16 protein-coding genes and 1 pseudogene are annotated in these 18,039 nt (G+C 71.5%); 1 reads left to right on the plus strand and 16 read right to left on the minus strand.

Annotated features, from left to right (window positions below):
• The first annotated feature begins 149 nt into the window (after positions 1-149).
• Positions 150-581 carry an ATP-binding protein gene (locus tag OG520_RS09145; protein ID WP_399332819.1) on the plus strand — a complete coding sequence of 144 codons (432 nt, stop codon included), beginning with the start codon at positions 150-152 and terminating at the stop codon, positions 579-581.
• A 10-nt stretch (positions 582-591) separates the two neighbouring features.
• On the opposite strand, the gene OG520_RS09150 is transcribed toward OG520_RS09145, so the two are convergent.
• The 16 genes and pseudogenes from OG520_RS09150 to OG520_RS09225 form a co-directional block, all read right to left on the minus strand.
• Complete coding sequence (locus OG520_RS09150) at positions 592-2,034, minus strand: amino acid permease (RefSeq protein ID WP_399332821.1); 1,443 nt, start codon at positions 2,032-2,034, stop codon at positions 592-594.
• A 174-nt stretch (positions 2,035-2,208) separates the two neighbouring features.
• Positions 2,209-3,225 carry an ornithine carbamoyltransferase gene (argF, locus tag OG520_RS09155; RefSeq protein WP_406012842.1) on the minus strand — a complete coding sequence of 339 codons (1,017 nt, stop codon included), beginning with the start codon at positions 3,223-3,225 and terminating at the stop codon, positions 2,209-2,211.
• A 107-nt stretch (positions 3,226-3,332) separates the two neighbouring features.
• Positions 3,333-4,565, minus strand: coding sequence for an arginine deiminase (locus OG520_RS09160; protein ID WP_406012843.1), 1,233 nt, complete (start codon positions 4,563-4,565; stop codon positions 3,333-3,335).
• Positions 4,566-4,679: 114 nt separating this feature from the next.
• The gene (locus OG520_RS09165) at positions 4,680-7,253 is read right to left on the minus strand and encodes a polynucleotide kinase-phosphatase (RefSeq protein ID WP_406012844.1); all 2,574 of its coding nucleotides are present in this window, start codon (positions 7,251-7,253) and stop codon (positions 4,680-4,682) included.
• Positions 7,250-8,731 carry a 3' terminal RNA ribose 2'-O-methyltransferase Hen1 gene (locus tag OG520_RS09170; RefSeq protein ID WP_406012845.1) on the minus strand — a complete coding sequence of 494 codons (1,482 nt, stop codon included), beginning with the start codon at positions 8,729-8,731 and terminating at the stop codon, positions 7,250-7,252. Before OG520_RS09170 ends, OG520_RS09165 begins: the two co-directional genes overlap by 4 nt.
• Positions 8,732-8,970: 239 nt before the next feature.
• Positions 8,971-9,891, minus strand: a pseudogene (gene mmuM, locus OG520_RS09175) (homocysteine S-methyltransferase); the annotation flags it as partial.
• 67 nt (positions 9,892-9,958) lie between these two features.
• A complete protein-coding gene (locus OG520_RS09180) occupies positions 9,959-10,882 on the minus strand; it encodes an LLM class F420-dependent oxidoreductase (RefSeq protein ID WP_406012846.1) in 924 nt (307 codons plus the stop codon).
• A gap of 167 nt (positions 10,883-11,049) precedes the next feature.
• Positions 11,050-11,616, minus strand: coding sequence for a DUF6099 family protein (locus OG520_RS09185; RefSeq protein WP_406012847.1), 567 nt, complete (start codon positions 11,614-11,616; stop codon positions 11,050-11,052).
• Positions 11,617-11,739: 123 nt separating this feature from the next.
• Positions 11,740-12,108, minus strand: coding sequence for a nucleotide pyrophosphohydrolase (locus OG520_RS09190; RefSeq protein ID WP_266428111.1), 369 nt, complete (start codon positions 12,106-12,108; stop codon positions 11,740-11,742).
• Entirely contained in the window at positions 12,095-13,348 is a 1,254-nt protein-coding gene (locus tag OG520_RS09195; protein ID WP_399332834.1) for an ATP-binding protein, read from the minus strand. The genes OG520_RS09190 and OG520_RS09195 overlap by 14 nt, the downstream gene beginning before the upstream one ends.
• A gap of 143 nt (positions 13,349-13,491) precedes the next feature.
• Positions 13,492-13,887, minus strand: coding sequence for a cell division protein SepF (locus OG520_RS09200; RefSeq protein ID WP_266428106.1), 396 nt, complete (start codon positions 13,885-13,887; stop codon positions 13,492-13,494).
• A gap of 104 nt (positions 13,888-13,991) precedes the next feature.
• Positions 13,992-15,266: a cytochrome P450 gene (locus tag OG520_RS09205; protein ID WP_406012848.1), complete on the minus strand. Its 1,275-nt coding sequence runs from the start codon at positions 15,264-15,266 to the stop codon at positions 13,992-13,994.
• Positions 15,263-15,877 (minus strand): ATP/GTP-binding protein, encoded by a 615-nt coding sequence (locus OG520_RS09210; RefSeq protein WP_114247180.1) that lies wholly within the window; start codon positions 15,875-15,877, stop codon positions 15,263-15,265. Before OG520_RS09210 ends, OG520_RS09205 begins: the two co-directional genes overlap by 4 nt.
• Positions 15,855-16,208 carry a DUF742 domain-containing protein gene (locus OG520_RS09215; protein ID WP_406012849.1) on the minus strand — a complete coding sequence of 118 codons (354 nt, stop codon included), beginning with the start codon at positions 16,206-16,208 and terminating at the stop codon, positions 15,855-15,857. Before OG520_RS09215 ends, OG520_RS09210 begins: the two co-directional genes overlap by 23 nt.
• Positions 16,205-16,630 carry a roadblock/LC7 domain-containing protein gene (locus tag OG520_RS09220; protein ID WP_266428095.1) on the minus strand — a complete coding sequence of 142 codons (426 nt, stop codon included), beginning with the start codon at positions 16,628-16,630 and terminating at the stop codon, positions 16,205-16,207. Before OG520_RS09220 ends, OG520_RS09215 begins: the two co-directional genes overlap by 4 nt.
• Entirely contained in the window at positions 16,627-17,991 is a 1,365-nt protein-coding gene (locus OG520_RS09225) for an ATP-binding protein (RefSeq protein ID WP_406012850.1), read from the minus strand. Before OG520_RS09225 ends, OG520_RS09220 begins: the two co-directional genes overlap by 4 nt.
• Positions 17,992-18,039 lie beyond the last annotated feature (48 nt).

Consider the following 18,039-nt stretch of genomic DNA (forward strand, 5'->3'; position numbering starts at 1 on the left):
CCAACGTCCCTTTCATACCTGTCGGCGACCCCTTGCCCGTGTCATTGCACTTCGTAAGGTTGAAACCGAGATGTCTTGATACCGGAGAGTCCCCGCACCCACGAACCCGCGACCACACCCGCACCCCACCCCGGAACGGAAACCATGCCGTGCCCCCCGATGTCCCTCTCCCCGCCTCCTGGCGGATCGCGCTACCGCATTCGACGGCGGCCGTACCGATTGCCCGTGCCCTGATCCGTACCGCACTCGCGGACATCGACGCACCGGCCGACACCGACACCGCCGAGCTCCTCACCGCGGAGCTGGTCGCCAACGCGGTCGAGCACACCCGCAGCGACGAGCCGATCGAGCTGGTCGTGGAGCTCCTGCCCAGCGGCTGCCAGGTCGAGGTGCACGACCGCGACCCCGCCCCGCCGGGCGGTCTCTCCTTCCCCCGGCCCGGCGGCGAGCCGGACCCCTGGCAGGAGCACGGCCGGGGTCTGCTGCTGATCCGGACGCTCAGCTCGTCCTGCGGCCACCGCACCACGGAGCACGGCAAGGCCGTGTGGTTCACCCTGCCGTCCCTCACGCCCCAGAGCTGAGCCGCCGCCCTCACCGGGCCGCGTCGGCGGCGGCCAGCCGGGAGCGGCTGCGGCCGTAGAAGGCGTACACCGCCGAGCCGACGATCAGGAAGACCGCGAACTGGATCCAGGTCGCCCAGCCCGTCCCGTACATCAGATAGAGGCAGAAGCCGACGCCCAGCAGCGGACTCAGCGGATAGAGCGGCACCCGGAACGAGCCCCTCACCTCCGGGTTGCGGCGCCGCAGCACGATCACCGCGACGTTCACCGCGACCATGGTGGCCAGCGTGCCGATGGTGGTCAGATTCACCACCACGTCGAGCGACGCGAAGGCCGCCGGGACCGCGAAGACGACCGCCACGATCCAGGTGTTGGCGACCGGCGTCGCCGTGCGCGGCGAGACCCGCTCGAAGACCCGCGGGATCAGTCCGTCACGGGACATCGACATCAGGATGCGGGTCTGCCCGTACATCACCGCGAGCACGACGGACGCGATCGCGACGACCGCTCCGAAGGCGACGATTCCGCCGCCGACGGTCGAGTCGGTGACCTGGTCGACGACGATCGAGAGCGCCGCCGGCCGGTCGGCGACGGCCTTCGGCCCCAGCGCGCCGATGGCGGCGAGCGCGACCGCGCAGTAGAGCAGCGTGACCAGGCCGATGCAGACCATGATCGCGATCGGGATGTTCCGCCGCGGGTTCTTGACCTCTTCGCCCGCGGTGGTGATGGCGTCGAAGCCGATGTACGAGAAGAACGCCAGCGACGCACCTGCCGTGACCCCGCCCGCGCCGTGGGCGAAGAACGGCGTGAGGTTCCCGCGTTCGAAGGCCGTGAAGGCGATGACGCAGAACAGGATCAGGATGGTGATCTTGAGAACCGCCATCGCGGCGGTGGCCCCGGCGCTCTCCCGGACGCCGCGCACCAGCAGGGTGGCGGCCATCATGACCACCAGGACGGCGGGCAGATTGATCACACCGCCGTCGCCGGGGCCCGCCGAGAGGGCGGCCGGCAGCTGCGCGCCGAACAGACTGTCCAGCAGCTCGTTGACGTACTGGCTCCAGCCGACGGCGACCGCGGAGACCGAGACGCCGTACTCCAGCAGCAGACACCAGCCGACGAGGAAGGCGATGCGTTCGCCGAGGGTCGCGTAGGCGAAGGAGTAGGAGCTACCGGAGACCGGGATGGCGCTGCCCAGCTCGGCGAAGGAGAACGCGGTGAAGATGCAGGTGATCGCGGCGAGCACGAAGGAGAGCACGACCGCGGGGCCCGCCTCGGCGACGCTGTCGGAGAGTCCGACGAAGATGCCGGTGCCGACGACGGCGCCGACGCCGAAGCACACCAGCTGGAAGAGCCCCATGGTGCGCTTGAGGCCGTGCCCCTCCAGGTCGGCGCCGGACTCGGCGATCAGCTGGTGGGGATTCTTGATGCGCGGCCCGGACAGGTGCGGGGGGATCGGTGGGCGCAGCGGACTCACGGGGATGGTCTCTTCTCTGGTGGAGCATGTGGGGGAGGTGCGACCGGGGGCTGTGGGGGCTCCGGTGACACACAAAAATGGGGTTCGAGCGTGCGAGCTCGAACCCCACCAGGAGGCAACATATTAGTCGCCTTTGCGCATGTTCACCCAATCGGGCGCATGTTCATGCAGCGATCAGCCCTTGGTCTCCGGGGACGCCATGGTCGCCACCAGAACGGCCTTGATCGTGTGCATCCGGTTCTCCGCCTCGTCGAAGACGACCGAGTGCGCGGACTCGAAGACCTCGTCGGTGACCTCCAGCTCCGTCAGCCCGTAGGCGGCCTCGATCCCCCGCCCGACCTCGGTGCCGAGGTCGTGGAAGGCCGGGAGGCAGTGCAGGAACTTCACGCCGGCGTTGCCGGTGGCGCGGAGCACGTCCATGGTCACGGCGTACGGCGCCAGGGCCTCGATCCGCTCGGCCCAGACCTCCTTGGGCTCACCCATGGAGACCCAGACGTCGGTGGCGACGAAGTCGGCGCCCTCGACGCCCTCGGCGATGTCCTCGGTGAGGGTGATGGTCGCACCGCTCGCACCGGCCAGTCGGTGGGCCTCGGCGACGATCTCCTCGGCGGGCCAGTACGCCTTCGGCGCGACGATGCGCACGTCCATACCGAGCAGGGCGCCGGTGATCAGGTAGGAGTTGCCCATGTTGAAGCGGGCGTCGCCGAGGTAGGCGAAGGCGATCCGCTCCAGCGGCTTGTCGCTGTGCTCGGTCATGGTGAGGAGATCGGCGAGCATCTGGGTCGGGTGCCAGTCGTCGGTGAGCCCGTTGAAGACCGGAACGCCGCCGTGGGCGGCCAGCTCCTCGACGGCCGTCTGGCTGTCGCCGCGGTACTCGATGCCGTCGAACATCCGGCCGAGGACCCGGGCCGTGTCCTTGACCGACTCCTTGTGCCCCATCTGTGAGCCGGAGGGGTCCAGATAGGTCGTGGACGCACCCTGATCCGCGGCGGCCACCTCGAAGGCGCAGCGGGTGCGGGTCGAGGTCTTCTCGAAGATCAGCGCGATGTTCTTGCCGCGCAGCCGCTGCGCCTCGGTCCCGGACTTCTTGGCGGCCTTGAGCTCGGCCGCGAGCTCGATCAGGCCGCGGAACTCCTCGGCCGTGAAGTCCAGCTCCTTGAGGAAGTGGCGGCCTGCGAGGTCTATGGCCATGGGAGAGCTCCTGGGTCGGGCGGGGATCGCACGTACAGTGATTCTGGAAGTCTATACGACACCATGCATCGCTATACGGTGCGGTCGGCTCGCCCCGCGCCCGGCCCCTACACCGGGTCGCGCTCCACCGGACAGCTCATGCAACGGGGGCCGCCCCTGCCCCGGCCGAGTTCGCTGCCGCGGATCTCGATGACCTCGATGCCCTCCTCGCGCAGAAAGGTGTTGGTGGTGGCGTTGCGCTCGTACGCGACGACGACTCCCGGCTCGACGGCCAGCACATTGCAGCCGTCGTCCCACTGCTCGCGCTCGGCGGCGTGCACGTCCTGGGTGGCCGTGAGGACGCGGATCGAGTCCAGCCCCAGAGCCCGTGCGATCGCCCGGTGCATGTGCTCGGGCGGATGGTCGGTGACCTTCAGGTCCCTCGGGCCGTCGCCGGGCTCGATGGTGTACGAGCGGAGCATGCCCAGGCCGGCGTACTGGGTGAAGGTGTCGCCGTCGATCATCGTCATCACCGTGTCGAGGTGCATGAACGCCCGGCGCTTGGGCATGTCGAGCGCCACGATCGTGCGGGCCGAGCCGGCGTCGAACAGTCCGCGGGCCAGCATCTCCACCGCCTGCGGAGTGGTGCGTTCGCTCATCCCGATGAGTACGGCGCCGTGGCCGATGACCAGTACGTCGCCGCCCTCGATGGTGGACGGGTAGTCGTCCTGCCCCTCCGACCAGTGGTGGAAGGCGCCCGCGTCGGGGCCGGTGAAGAGGGGGTGGTGGCGGTAGATCGCCTCGAAGTGGACGGTCTCGCGCTGCCGGGCCGGCCAGCGCATCGCGTTGATGGACACCCCGTCGTATATCCAGGCCGAGGTGTCCCGGGTGAAGAGATGGTTCGGCAGCGGGTCCAGCAGGAAGTCGTCCAGGTCCATGACGTGGAAGCGGACGGAGGTCGGCTCGCTGTGCCCGGCCAGGAACTCCCGCTTGGTCATCCCGCCGACGAGTGCGTCGACCAGCTCGGTACTGGGCAGCTTCTCGAAGGCGGCCCGCAGATGCTCGGTGGCGAGCGGGCCGTACTCCTTCTCATCGAAGACCCGGTCCAGAACGAGCCGCCTGGCCACCGGGATGTCCAGCGACTCGCGCAGCAGGTCGCCGAAGAGGTGCACCTCCACACCGCGGTCGCGCAGTACGTCCGCGAAGCCGTCGTGCTCCTGGCGGGCCCGGCGCACCCAGAGCACGTCGTCGAACAGGAGCGCGTCCTTGTTGCTGGGGGTGAGCCGCTTCAGTTCCAGATCGGGGCGGTGCAGGATGACGCGGCGCAGCCGCCCGGCCTCGGAGTCGACATGGAATCCCATGCCTCCATCCTCACCGTGGACGGGCCCGTTCACTCCCGCGAACCGCCAGCGGGTTCTCCGGTGATCCCACCGGAGAACCCGCCGACGACGCCCCACAGCCTGCTGCGAGGCTCCTCAGAGCCGCGGGTCGACCGGCTCCGACTCCAGGGCCAGCACCGCGAACACCGCCTCGTGGACCCGCCACAGCGGCTCCCCGTCGGCCAGCCGGTCCAGCGCTTCGAGCCCCAGCGCGTACTCCCGGAGCGCCAGCGACCGCTTGTGGCCGAGGAACCTGCCGCGCAGCCGTTCCAGGTTCTCCGGGCGGGTGTACTCGGGTCCGTAGATGATCCGGAGGTACTCCCGGCCGCGCACCTTGATGCCCGGCTGGACCAGCCTGCCCTTGCCGTCCCGTACGAGCGCGGCGAGCGGCTTGACGACCATGCCCTCGCCGCCGCGGCCGGTCATCTCCCGCCACCAGTCGACACCGGCGCGCACCGACGCCTCGTCCCCGGTGTCGACGACGAGCCGGCGGGTGACCTGGAGGAGCCCGGTCGGGTCGTGCTCGACCAGCCGGTCCAGCCAGGCCAGCTGCTCGTCGTGCGGTACGGAGGCCAGTGAGCGGCCCTGGACGGCGAGGATCTGGAAGGGCGCGAGACGGACCCCGTCCAGCCCCTGGGTGCTCCAGCAGTACCGGCGGTACGCCTCGGTGAACGCGGTGGCGTCCTCGGCGCGACCCCGCTGGCGGTCGGCGAGAGCGCCGACGTCCACACCACGGGCCGCCGCGGCCGCGAGGGCCGCGTTGGCCTCCGGGAGGACGGCGCCGGACGCGGCGCCGACCGCGGCGTACTGCGAGCGCAGCAGCCCGGCCGCCTTGAGGGACCAGGGCATCAGCTCGGCGTCGAGCAGCACCCAGTCGGTGCCCCACTCCTCCCAGAGTCCGGCGGCGGTGATGGCGGCGCGCAGCCTGCCGAGGATCACCTCGGTGAGCGCGACGTCGTCGAGGAACGGCCGTCCGGTACGGGTGTGCAGCGCCCCGGTCGGGCCGCCGGCGGAACCGAGGGCGTCCGAGGTACCGCCCACACCGAACCGCTCACGGGCGGCGGCCGCGTCCCGGCAGACGAGCGCCACCGCACGCGACCCCATGTGCTTCTCCTCGCACACGACCTTGTCGACGCCGTCCGCCCGGTACTGCGCGAAGGCCTCGGCCGGGTGCTCCAGGTAGCCGTCCTCGCGCGAGGTGGCGGTGGGCGCCATGGTCGGCGGGAGGTAGCCGAGCAGCTGGGGGTCGACGGCGAACCGGCTCATGACTTCGAGCGCGGCGGCGGCGTTCTCCTCACGGACCGCGATGCGGCCCATGTGCCGGGTCTCGACGATCCGGCGGCCCTGCACATCGGCGAGGTCGAGCGGCCGTCCCTCCCGGCCACCGGGTGCCTCGGTGGCCAGCGGCTTGGCCGGCTCGTACCAGACCTGCTCGGCCGGTACGTCGACGAGCTCGCGCTCCGGCCAGCGCAGCGCGGTCATCTTCCCGCCGAAGACCGCTCCGGTGTCCAGGCAGATGGTGTTGTTGATCCAGGAGGTGTTGGGCACCGGGGTGTGTCCGTAGACCACGGCGGCACGGCCCCGGTACTCCTCCGCCCACGGGTAGCGCACGGGCAGGCCGAACTCGTCGGTCTCGCCGGTGGTGTCCCCGTACAGCGCGTGCGAGCGGACCCGTCCGGAGGTGCGGCCGTGGTACTTCTCGGGAAGTCCGGCGTGGCAGACGACGAGCCTGCCTCCGTCGAGCACGTAGTGGCTGACGAGCCCGTCGATGAACTCCCGGACCTGCTCGCGGAAGGCCGGGTCCTTCTCGTCCTCCCGGTCCAGCTGCTCGATGGTCTCGGCGAGTCCATGGGTGTGCTGGACGTTGCGGCCCTTGAGGTAGCGGCCGAGCTTGTTCTCGTGGTTGCCCGGCACGCACAGGGCGTTGCCCGCCGACACCATGGCCATGACGCGGCGCAGCACTCCCGGGCTGTCGGGGCCGCGGTCCACGAGGTCGCCGACGAAGACCGCCGTACGCCCTTCGGGGTGCGCGCCGCCGGCATAGCCGAGCTTGCCGAGCAGGGACTCCAGCTCGGAGCTGCAGCCGTGGATGTCGCCGATGATGTCGAAGGGGCCCGTGAGGTGGCGCAGGTCGTTGTAGCGGCGCTCCAGCACCACTTCGGCGTGGACCGCCTCCTCCTCGGTGCGCAGGATGTGCACCTTGCGGAAGCCCTCGCGCTCCAGGCCGCGCAGCGAACGGCGCAGTTCGCGACGGTGCCGCTGGATGACGTGGCGCGGCATGTCGGCGCGGTCGGGGCGGGCCGCGTTGCGCGCGACGCAGACCTCTTCGGGCAGGTCGAGGACGATCGCGATGGGCAGCACGTCGTGGCTCCTGGCCAGCTGGACCAGCTGCTTGCGGCTCTCGGACTGGACGTTGGTGGCGTCCACGACGGTCAGCCGTCCGGCTGCCAGCCGCTTGCCCACGATGTAGTGCAGGACGTCGAAGGCGTCACGGCTGGCGCTCTGGTCGTTCTCGTCGTCGGCGACCAGACCGCGGCAGAAGTCCGAGGAGACGATCTCCGTGGGCTTGAAGTGCTCGCGGGCGAAGGTGGACTTGCCGGAACCGCTGGCCCCGATGAGGACCACGAGGGAGAGGTCGGTCACCGGCAGCGTGCGTGAGGTACTGGTCATGCGGCATTCGCCTCCTTCTCGGTCCTGTTCCTGGTCCCGTCGGCCGCGGTCATCGTGAACACGGCCATCTGCGTGGGTGGCCCCACCTCGGGGTCGTCGGGCCCCACGGGGACGAAGTCGACCCCGTATCCGTGCCGCTGCGCCACCTCCCGGGCCCAGCCGCGGAATTCGGCCCTGGTCCATTCGAACCGGTGGTCGCCGTGGCGCACATGCCCGGCGGGAAGGGTCTCCCAGCGGACGTTGTACTCGACGTTCGGCGTCGTCACGAGCACGGTCCGCGGACGGGCCGAACCGAACACGGCGTACTCCAGCGCGGGCAGTCGCGGCAGGTCGAGGTGTTCGATGACCTCGCTGAGCACAGCCGCGTCGTACCCCTTGAGCCGCTTGTCGGTGTAGGTGAGCGAGCCCTGCCGGAGCACGACCCGGCCGGCCTGCCGCTCCCCCATCCGCTCCAGTTTCAGCCGTCGTGACGCGATGGTGAGGGCGCGCATGGAGACATCGACACCGACGATCTCCGTGAAGCCCACGTCCTTGAGCAGTGCCTGCACCAACTGGCCCTGCCCGCAGCCCAGGTCGAGGACCCGGCTCGCGCCCGCGGCCCGCAGCGCGTCGAGGATCGCGGCGCGCCGCTGCTCGGCGAGCGGAACCGGCTTCTCCTCGGTGTCGGTCGTCTCGTCCACGGCGTTGTCGATGCTCTCGACGTCGAGGTCGTCCGACTCGGCGAGCCGCACCAGTTCGAGCTGCTGCATCGCCTGCCGGGTCAGGCCCCAGCGTCGCGAGAGATAGCGGCTGGTGATCAGCTTCTGCTCGGGGTGGGTGGCGAGCCAGCCCTCGCCCGCCCGCAACAGCTTGTCCACCTCGTCCGGTGCGACCCAGTAGTGCTTGGCGTCGTCCAGCACCGGCAGCAGCACGTACAGCTGCCGCAACGCGTCCGCCAGCCGCAACTCGCCTTCGAGCACCAGCCGTACGTACCGCGATTCCCCCCACTCCGGGAACTGCTCGTCCAGAGGAACGGCCACCGCGTCCACACTCGTCCAGCCGAGCGGCCCGAAGAGCTTGCGCACCAGCTCCGCTCCGCCGCGGGCCGGCAGCGCGGGCACCTCGATCCGCAGCGGCATCGGTGCCTCCGCGCGCTCGGGCAGCGCGCGGCACGCACCGTTCAGCGCGGACTTGAAGACCGTGCTCATGGCGACGGACAGCAACGAGGACGCCGCGTACGGGCGGTCGTTGACGTACTGCGCGAGCGCCGCGTCGGGAGCGCCGCCCCGGCCCTTGCCCCGGCGCACCAGGGCCACGGGATCCACTTCCAGCAGAAGCGCCGCGGTGCAGCGCTCGGCGGATGCCTCGGGATAGAAGACATGCGCGGTGCCGTGGGAGGTGGAGAACGTCTGCGCCTTCTCGGGATGCTTGTGCAGCAGGAAGCCGAGGTCGGTCGCCGGACGTTCCGGGTTGCCGGTTGTGCTGATTGTCAGGAACACACGTCCGAGTATGGTCCGGTCCACTCGCCTCCGACCAGGTATTTTCAGGTGCCCGAGGAGTCGGCTGGGTCTGTTCCCGGGGGCAGGTCTGCTCTCCGGGCCGGGTCCGTACTCCGGGTCGGGTCGGTTCTCCGGGCCGGGTCCGTACTCCGGGTCGGGTCGGTTCTCCGGGTCAGGTCGGTTCTCCTCGTCGGGTCGGTTCTCCTCGTCGAGCGCTGCGCGGACTCGTCGGCCGTCGTCGTGCCGAGCAGCCCGGCCAGTTCCGCGACGGCGTCCGGGCCGACCCGGCAGCAGCCGCCGATCAGCCGGGCCCCGGCGTCCAGCCAGGCCTCTGCTCCGCCCGGGTCGAACGTGGGAGCGCCGGCCCATCCCCGTCCCCCCGCGTCCCACCGCTCGCCGCTGTTCGGGTACACGACGACCGGCTTCCCGGTCACCTCGGCGGCCACCCGCACCGCCCGGTCCGCATCGACCGGATCGCAGCAGTTCACCCCCACGGCCACCACGTCGTCGCGCCCCGAGGCGAGAGCGAAGGCCGTCTCCAGCGACTGGCCCGCCCTGGTCCGGTCGCCCGCCACGCTGTACGAGAGCCAGACGGGCAGCCCGCACCCCTCGACCGCCCGCAGCAATGCCTCGGCCTCGTCGATGTCCGGCACGGTCTCCAGCGCCAGCGCATCGGGCCCGGCGGCGGCCAGCGCCTCGATCCGGGGCCGGTGGAAGCGCTCCAGCTCCCGGACGGAGAGCCCGTAGCGGCCCCGGTACTCGCTGCCGTCCGCCAGCATCGCCCCGTACGGGCCGACCGAAGCGGCGACCCAGACGTCCCGCTCCACCGCACCGGCGGCCCGTCGCGCCAGCCGGACACTGCGGGCGAAGAGCTCCGCCGCCTCCGCCCGTCCGATCCCCCGCCGCGCGAACCCCTCGAAGGTCGCCTGGTACCCGGCGGTGATGAGCACCTGTGCACCCGCACGCAGATAGGCGGTGTGGGCCGCCTCGATCTGTCCGGGCCCGTCGGTCAGCAGACGGGCCGACCACAGCGCGTCGGACAGATCGCAGCCCTGCGCCTCCAGCTGGTTGGAGAGACCGCCGTCGAGCAGGACCGGCCCTGCCGCGAGAGCACGGCCGAGCGGACGGGCGGGCGGGCCCGGGGGCGTGCGGGCGGGCACACCGAGGGACGGTGAGTCGTCGGCCGGGCGGGCGGGGTGCACAGGTGGCCTCCTTTGCCCTCGGTCCTCAGCCGAGCTGGGACTGGATTTGGGAGGAGATCAGCTCCAGGTGGTCCAGGTCGTGCAGGTCCAGGACCTGGAGGTAGATCCGGGACGAGCCGATCGCGCCGTACCGGCCGATCTTGTCGACCACCTCGGCGGGCGAGCCCGCGAGCCCGTTCGCCTTCAGCTCCGCCACCTCACGCCCGATGACGGAGGCGCGGCGTGCCACCTCGGCGTCGTTCCTGCCGACGCAGACCACCAGGGCGTTCGAGTACACCAGGTCGTCCGGTGCGCGGTCTGCCGCCTCGGCGGCCTCCCTGACCCGGCCGAACTGCTTCTCGCTGTCCTCCAGCGACGCGAAGGGGATATTGAACTCGTCCGCGTAGCGGGCGGCCAGTCGCGGTGTGCGCGTCGCACCGTGACCGCCGATCAGCACCGGCACCTTGGCCTGCGCCGGCTTGGGCAACGCGGGCGAATCGGTGAGCTGGTAGTAGGTGCCGTCGAAGCTGAACGTCTTGCCGATCCCGGTCGCCCAGAGCCCGGTGATGATCTCCAGCTGCTCCTCCAGCCTGCCGAACTTCTCCTTGGGGAACGGAATGCCGTAGGCCTTGTGCTCCTCCTCGAACCAGCCTGCGCCGAGACCCAGCTCGACGCGTCCACCGGACATCTGGTCGACCTGCGCGACCTGGATGGCAAGCACGCCGGGGAGCCGGAACGTCCCCGCCGTCATCAGGGTGCCGAGCCTGATCCGCTTGGTCTCACGCGCCAGCCCTGCCAGGGTGATCCACGCGTCGGTCGGGCCGGGCAGACCGTCCCCCGTGCCCATGTGGAGATAGTGGTCGGAGCGGTAGAAGGCGTCGAAGCCGAGGTCCTCGGTCGCCTTGGCGACGGTGAGCAGGGTGTCGTAGCTCGCCCCTTGCTGGGGCTCGGTGAAGATTCGAAGATCCATGCATCCATCCTGCACCTCCGGACACCGGACGTTCTTCTCCTGCTGCCTCCCCAGCGCCGTCGCTGTCGAAGTCCTGTACAGTCACCGCCTTCCCGCCCGACGGCGCGCTCAAGGCCGCCCGGTCATCCCCGAATCCGCTGCGCGGTCGCACCCGTCGCCCGGCCCGGTCACTCCCGAAGTCTTGCGCGGCCACGGCTGGCCGCAGTCGTACCCGCCGGTCCACCGACCGCGCCGTACGGGCCGTACGGGCCGTCCCGCCCCCGGCCGCGCTCCAGATCCTGCTGCCGCTCCCTGTCCTGCTCGTCGAGGCGGCGGAGCATTCCGTGCACCCGGTCCATGGACTCGTCGGCCGCGTCGATCGCCTCCATGCACTGCCAGTAGAGCCCCTGCTCGTCGGTCTCGCAGGCCACCCCGACCAGCGCCATCCCCACTTCCCCGAGCAATGTGCCCAGCCCCGTCAGCGTCGCCCGGGGCTCGGTGAGCTCGGAGAGCTGCGCGGCCCGTGCCACCCCGGCCCGCGCCGCCGGGTGGTCCAGCGCCCCGCTGCTCCGGCCGCCGATCTCGCTCAGTCCGCGCGCCTCGCCCCGTAACTCCTTCGGTCCGTCGGCCGCCAGGCGGCTGCCGATCGCCTGGGCCAGCGCCTGTGCCTGCCAGGCCTCCGCGATGATGTCCGGCGTCCCCCTGCTCTGCGCCAGAGCACGCCGGCTGACTCCTACAAGACGTTCCGCTTCCATGCGTTCCCCCGTCCGTACGAAAAGCCGCTCACCTCATCCATTACCCACAGTGAGGTCACCGGTACCGAAAAGCCAGGGGAATTCGGAAATCTGTGGACACTAAATCGATTGTGGATAAGTCGATCACTCCGAAGAGTGACGGTCGCTCGATTCTGTGGGGTCCTGGAGTCCCGGCACCGGGAATCGGGACTCGTTCCGGTCGATCTTCTGCGACAGCGCCGCGAGCGCGTCGATCCCCAGCACTTCGCAGAACTGCAGCAGATACGCGAGAACATCCGCGACCTCGTCCGCCACCCGGTGCGCCGTCTCGGGCCGCTCCATCACCCGCGCCGACTCCTCCGGTGTCAGCCACTGGAAGATCTCGACCAGTTCGGACGCCTCGACGCTCAGCGCCGCCGCCAGGTTCTTCGGCGTGTGGTACTGCTCCCAGTCCCGTGCGGCCGCGAACGCGGCGAGCCGTCGCTGCAGGGCCTGTACATCAAGTTCTGTCACGGTCCAGGTCTACCACCGTCACCCCGGGCGTCTCCCGGGCCCGTACCGCGCCCGGTTCCGTGACCGTCCCGGCCAGCCTGAGGTGCCCGGCCGCCCCGATCGACACGGCCAGGGACAGCAGTTCGCGCAACTGCCTTCCGTCCAGGTCCCGGTCGAGTCCGTCGGCCAGCACGGTGAGGGTCTGCATGGCCGACGGCACCTCCCCCGCGGCGTCCACCGCCAGCACCCCGGGGCCGGTGAGCAGCACGAGGGCGAGCGCGAGATACCTCAGCTCGCCGTCCCCGAGCCGCCCGACCGGGGTCGCCGGGGAGGCAGGTCCCCCGCCCCGCCCGACCGTCGCCCGCAGCGATCCGTCCCCGAGCCTCTCGACGCCCAGCGCGGTCACCGGCCCCGCGCACCCGGCATGCGCCGCGGCAACCAGCCGGGCATGGCGCTGGACGCACTGCGTGTGCGTACGCTCCAGCACCGCCGCGAGGTTGTCGCAGCCGCGTCGCAGCCTGCCGTCACCGGCCGGCACGGGGGCACGCATCCGCTGCGGTTGCGGTTCGCACGCGAAGACCGACCGCAGGGCCACGACCATCTGTTCCGCGGCGGCCAGGACCCGTAACTGCCCCTCGGTCCTGCCCGCGACCCGCAGCGGCAGCAGGGCCGTGCCCAGACGGTCGTCCGGCAGCGGCGCGCGCGTCACCGGGACCGTGCCGGCGGTGTGCCAGGCCGCCTGGACCATGGAGCGCCCCGGGTCGCGCAACGCGGTGGTGAGCAGGGTCTCGCCGCCGGCGGTGAGCCGTTCGCCGACGATGCGGAGCGTGGGCTCCGCCTGGACGGCGACGTCGAGCCGTACCGGTCCTGCCGGGCCGTCCGCCGTGCAGCCGATCCGGAAGCCGCGGCGCCCCTGCGGGTCGGCCGCGGCCCCTTCCGGAACGCAGCCCGCCGGGTCCGGGAACACCTCGTCCAGCGGATCCCCGCCGCCCAGGCGCGCCAGCGCCTCGTACGCCCGCAACGCGCTCGTCTTGCCGCTGCCGGCGGGCCCCGCGAAGAGCGTGACCGGACCGATGGGGAAGGTGGCGCCGCGGTGCGAGGCGAAGGCGGACAGCCGCAGTTCGGTGACGACGGGGCCGGCGGCGCGGTCCGGCCCGCCGGAGCGCCGCGCGGCCTCCGGACGGACCGTCTCGGGAGTGGCGGCGGCCCCGGAAGGGTCGGCGGGCGGTGGCGGGGTGGCCCCCGGTCGGAGTGCGGTCATGGGCGGACGGTACGCGGGCCACGGACCGGTGAACCGTTCCGCCTGAACGACCTTCCTACGATCGGGTTACATGAACCACCTCGCCCCGCCCCCGCCCCAGCGGTCTCCGGCGGGCCACTAGGGCCTGTCCGGCGGATCAGGGCCTAACCGGGCAGGCCCGCCGCCGTGACTCCCTCGACCTCCATGCCGACCGGGGACAGCAGGAAGACGTTCCGGTCGACCCGGTGCATTCCGCTGCCGAGGCCGAAGACCACCCCGCTGGTGAAGTCCAGGATGCGCTTGGCCACATCCGTCTCGGCGCTGGTCAGGTCGAGCAGCACCGGAATCTGGGAGACCAGGTACTCGGCCACCTCCCGTGCGTCCGCGAAGACCTGGACCCGCAGCACGACGAGTCGCCGTTGCTCGGACGCCGGGCTCTCGTCGGGGACCGTGCGGTGATCCACCCTGGACGGCCACTCGTTGCGGCTGCGCAGAGGTACGACCTGGGCAAGCCCCTCCCACTGCTCGTCCGTGACGTCGTACCTGTCGTACCTGCTCACCGGACCACCCCGTCTGTGCTTCGGTTGGCGTTGCGCCGGCTGCGCTCGCTGTTCATCGGGCAATTCTCTCGCCACTCACCCGTTCGGCGTACCACCGACACGGTTCATGGGCCGATCGACACCGCCGGCGGCCCGCCCTCGGCTTCCCCGGCGGACCTGAGCCGGTGTGCTTCCGCACTCATGTCGACGGGGGTGAACCGTACCGGAAGCCGGACCAGCGCGCGGTGGAACGGTCCCGGGCGCCACTTCAGAGCACTGACCGGAACGGCCAGTTCCGCGTCGCACAGCTGACTGGTGAGCTGCTCGATCGCGGTCATGGCGATCAGGAGCGCCGGCTGCTTCGCCGGGCATCGGTGCGGACCCGCGGACCAGGCGAGGTGGGCGCTGGCCCCGGAGCGGACCGCGGGGTCCGAAAGGCCGGACGCCGAGCGGGTGTTGGCCGCCGCGTAGGAGACCAGGAGGAGTTGTCCCGCGCGCAGCCGCACGCCGTGGAACTCCGTGTCGTGCCGCGGGTAGTGGGCGGCGAGATTGGCCAGCGGCGGATCCTGCCAGAGGACCTCGTCGATCGCCTCGTGCGCCGTCATCGCGCCGCCGTGCAGCGAACCGGCGTAGCGGGCGTCGGTGAGCATGTGCAGCAGCGCGTTGCCGATCAGATTCGTGGTCGGATCGTGGCCCGCGCTCATGATCAGGGTGATCTGACGCACAGTCTCGTCGTTGTCGAGATTGGCCGGGTGGCCGAGGAGGTACGAGGTGAGGTCGCGGCGCGGCCGGGTGCGCCGGTCGGCGACCAGTTCGGTGACGACCTCGACGAGGTCGGCGTACGCGGTGGCGGCGTTCTCGGCCGAGTTGAACATGCCGGCGATGCCGTTGACGATGCGTTCGCCGTCGCCCGGCGGCACGCCGAACCAGGTGACGAAGACGTGCAGCGGCAGCCGTCGGGCGTACTGGGCGATGAGATCGCCGCTTCCGGTGGCGGCGAATTCGCCGATGAGCCGCCGGGCGACCCGGGCGACCTCGGCCCGCAGGACGTGCGGCTCGATCAGGGCGAGGCTGTCGTTGATGGCGTCGCGGTAGCGGGCGTGCACGTCGCCGTCGCTGAAGAGCGCGGTGGGCCGGTAGCCGAGCATGGGCAGGACCGGCGAGTCGTCGGGCACGGTGGCCTGCCAGGCGCGCGGGTCCTTGGTGAAGGTGTGGGTGTCGCGCAGCAGATCGACGGCGGCCTGGTAGTCGGTGACCAGCAGGGCGTCGATGCCCGGGGCGAGCCGGACGGGCGCGAGAGGCCCGTGTTCGCGCAGGCGTCGGTAGTGGCTCCGCGGGTCGGCGGCGAATTCCGGACCGTACAGGTCGAGGGGCTGCGGCGGCTGTGCGAACGGTGTCATGACGGGTCCTCGGGCCTGGGCATCCGGGTGAGCACGTGCTCGGCCAGCGCGATCAGCGCGTCGATGCTGCCGCGGCGTTCACGGGCGTCGCACTGCACCAGCGGGGTCTCGGGTGCGAGGTCGAGGTGTTTGCGCAGAACCTCGTCGGTGTGGGCGGGGGCGTCGGGGAAGCGGTTGACCGCGACCGCGTACGGCAGGCCCTGCTCCTCGACCATGTCCATGACCGCGAAGGAGTCGGCGAGTCTGCGGGTGTCGACCAGGACGAGTGCGCCGAGCGCACCGCGCGCGATGTCCTCCCAGAGCGGCAGGAACCGCTGCTGACCGGGGGTGCCGAACATGTAGAGCACCAGGTCGTCCAGGACGGTGAGCCGGCCGAAGTCGATGGCGACGGTGGTCGTGGTCTTGTCCGGCAGCCCGGCGGTGTCGTCGAGCCGGGTGCTGGACTGGGTCATCGCCTCTTCGGTGTGGAGCGTGGCGATCTCCGACAGCGTGCGGATCAGGGTGGTCTTGCCGACGCCGAACGGACCCGTGACGACGAGCTTCATCAGGGTCCGGGCGGCAGGCGGCAGATAGCCGATGCCGGTGCGGTCAGTGGAGGGAGCGGAGTCCAACGAGCAGCCTCTCGACGAGCGACCGGTCGATCTCCCCGGCACTGGGGATGGGCGGTCGGGTGTGCAGATGTCCGGCGGCCGCGAGGTCCGTGGCCAGGAAGACGGTGGCGCTGACCGGCAGGTCCAGGTGAGCCGCGCACTCGACGACGGTGAGCGCCCCCGGTTCGAGCAGCTCGCACAGTCTGCGCTGTTCCGAGCCGGTGTCCGGGGGCAGCTCGGTGTCGGCACGCACGAGTACGTCGAGCCGGTCGAGCGCGGGACCGGCGAGCCGGGTCCGGCCGCCGGTGACCAGATAGGGGGGTATCAGACGGCGCCCTGGGCCGGAGGTCATGGCCGGGCGGTGGTGTCCGGCAGGCGGGCGGGTGCGTTCATCGCCCGGGTCAGGGCGGTGACCTGTACCTGCATCTGGTACGCGATGTCGCCGAGCTTGGCTCCGGGTTCCGCGAACAGGGCGAGTGTGGTGTTGTTCCCGGCCGGTACGACGATGGCGAAGCCCTGGTCGGACTCGACGACGGTCTGGGCCAGGCGCGGAGCCTCGACGTCGGTGAAGGCCGTGGTGAACGCGCGCGCCGCGGCGTGCAGCGTGGCGGTCATGGCGGCGACCCGTTCGCCGGACGCCCGGTCCAGACCGGGCGACGCGCCCTCGACGAGACCGTCTCCGGTGGCGACCACGGCGTGCTGGACTCCGGGCAGCTCCAGCAGCGGGGTCAGCACCCATGCGAGGTCACCGGTGGTGGAAGTGGGGGCGCTCACGTCTGGTCGTCTCCTTGCTCGTCCCGGTCGTCCGGGTGGTCGTGGTCGTCCGGTGCCGGTGCGGATGGCCGCCCGGCGACGCTCCTGCCGTTGAGGGTGCCCTGTTGGAGTGCCGCCCAGGAAGCCCCGGCCTGCTCCGGTGTACGGGGCACCTGTTCGCGGTCCGGGGCGGCGTCGGTGGACGCGGGGCGGGCCGGACGCGGGGCGCGTCGGCGTCGGCTGGGCAGCGCGGCAGCCTCCCCGCCGGCGGGTTGCGGCACGGGGGCGGTCTCCTGCTCGGTCGGGGCGGAAACGGAGGAAGTGGCCTGCGCCTGCACCGGCTTCGGGGCCAGGGCGGAGAGGCTGCGGTCCTCCTCCAGCACGGTCAGCAGATGGGCGGGGACGCGCAGGATCGTGCGCATGCCGCCGAACGGCGATGCCTCGATGTGGCAGTTGAAGCCGTACTGCAGCACCAGCCGGCCGACGACGGCGAAGCCGGTCTGCGGCGGGTCGCCCAGCTCGGTCAGGAGGACTTCGGGCGGGCCGGCCAGCAGGGCCCGTGCCCGGTCGAGCGCGTCGTCGTCCATGCCGATGCCCGCGTCGTCGACCACCAGGAACGCGCCGCGGCCGCCGCTCTGCTGGAGGGTGACCTGGACATCGGTGTCGGGGTGCGAGTAGGCGGTGGCGTTGGCGAGCAGTTCGGCCAGTGCGATGGCGAGAGGTTCGGCGGCGCGGGCGACGAGGGCGAGCCGTTCGTCGCGCAGGTGGTTGGCGACCTTGACGCGTTCGTAGCCGGCGACCCGGGACTGGGCGCCGAGCACGATCTCGACGAGCGGCGAGTTCTGGCGGGCGAGGCCCGGCCAGGCGTCGCAGAGCACCGCGGTGGCCTGGGTGCGCCGCAGCGCCAGTTCGTTGCGGAAGTCGAGTTGCAGGATCCGCGGGTCGTCGTACTCGTGCTGGAGCTCGTGCAGCAGCTGCTGGGCCTGGTTGAGCAGGGACTGGATCTTGGCGGAGGTGCCGCGCATCGCCGCGCGGGCGGCCGCGTCGACGCGCCCGCGCTCCTCGACGACGGCCTTGCGGGCGGCCTGCACCGCCTCGGTGAGCAGCCGCGCGGAATCGCCGTCGACCTCGGCCGCCTCCCGCAGTCCGGGCACCTTGGCGGTGGGATGGGAGAGGGCGAGCGCGGCGGCGGGTATCCGGTTGTGGGCCAGCTGGCGGATCTCGTCGGTGAGGGCCGCGGTACGGGCCTCGGCGGCCTTCGACTGGCGTTCGGCCAGCTCGGCGCGGGCCAGGGCGATGTGTTCGGCGCGCGCCGAGTTCTGTGCGCGGACCGCTGCCGCCACGGCAGCGGCGACGGCGATCACCGCCACTATCCATCCCATGCCGTCACCGCGTTTCTGTTGTCGGATCGGTCTTCCGGCCGAAGCGGC

Source organism: Streptomyces sp. NBC_00984, from assembly GCF_045162475.1.
Taxonomy (GTDB): domain Bacteria; phylum Actinomycetota; class Actinomycetes; order Streptomycetales; family Streptomycetaceae; genus Streptomyces.

Bases quoted from the DNA above. Each gene is read 5' to 3' on its own strand.
- OG520_RS09165 (WP_406012844.1), bottom strand. From the start codon at position 7,253: ATGACCAGTACCTCACGCACGCTGCCGGTGACCGACCTCTCCCTCGTG.
- OG520_RS09205 (WP_406012848.1), bottom strand. From the start codon at position 15,266: ATGACACCGTTCGCACAGCCGCCGCAGCCCCTCGACCTGTACGGTCCG.
- OG520_RS09195 (WP_399332834.1), bottom strand. From the start codon at position 13,348: ATGACCGCACTCCGACCGGGGGCCACCCCGCCACCGCCCGCCGACCCT.
- OG520_RS09185 (WP_406012847.1), bottom strand. From the start codon at position 11,616: ATGGAAGCGGAACGTCTTGTAGGAGTCAGCCGGCGTGCTCTGGCGCAG.
- argF (WP_406012842.1), bottom strand. From the start codon at position 3,225: ATGGCCATAGACCTCGCAGGCCGCCACTTCCTCAAGGAGCTGGACTTC.
- OG520_RS09180 (WP_406012846.1), bottom strand. From the start codon at position 10,882: ATGGATCTTCGAATCTTCACCGAGCCCCAGCAAGGGGCGAGCTACGAC.
- OG520_RS09225 (WP_406012850.1), bottom strand. From the start codon at position 17,991: ATGGGATGGATAGTGGCGGTGATCGCCGTCGCCGCTGCCGTGGCGGCA.
- OG520_RS09215 (WP_406012849.1), bottom strand. From the start codon at position 16,208: ATGACCTCCGGCCCAGGGCGCCGTCTGATACCCCCCTATCTGGTCACC.
- OG520_RS09160 (WP_406012843.1), bottom strand. From the start codon at position 4,565: ATGGGATTCCATGTCGACTCCGAGGCCGGGCGGCTGCGCCGCGTCATC.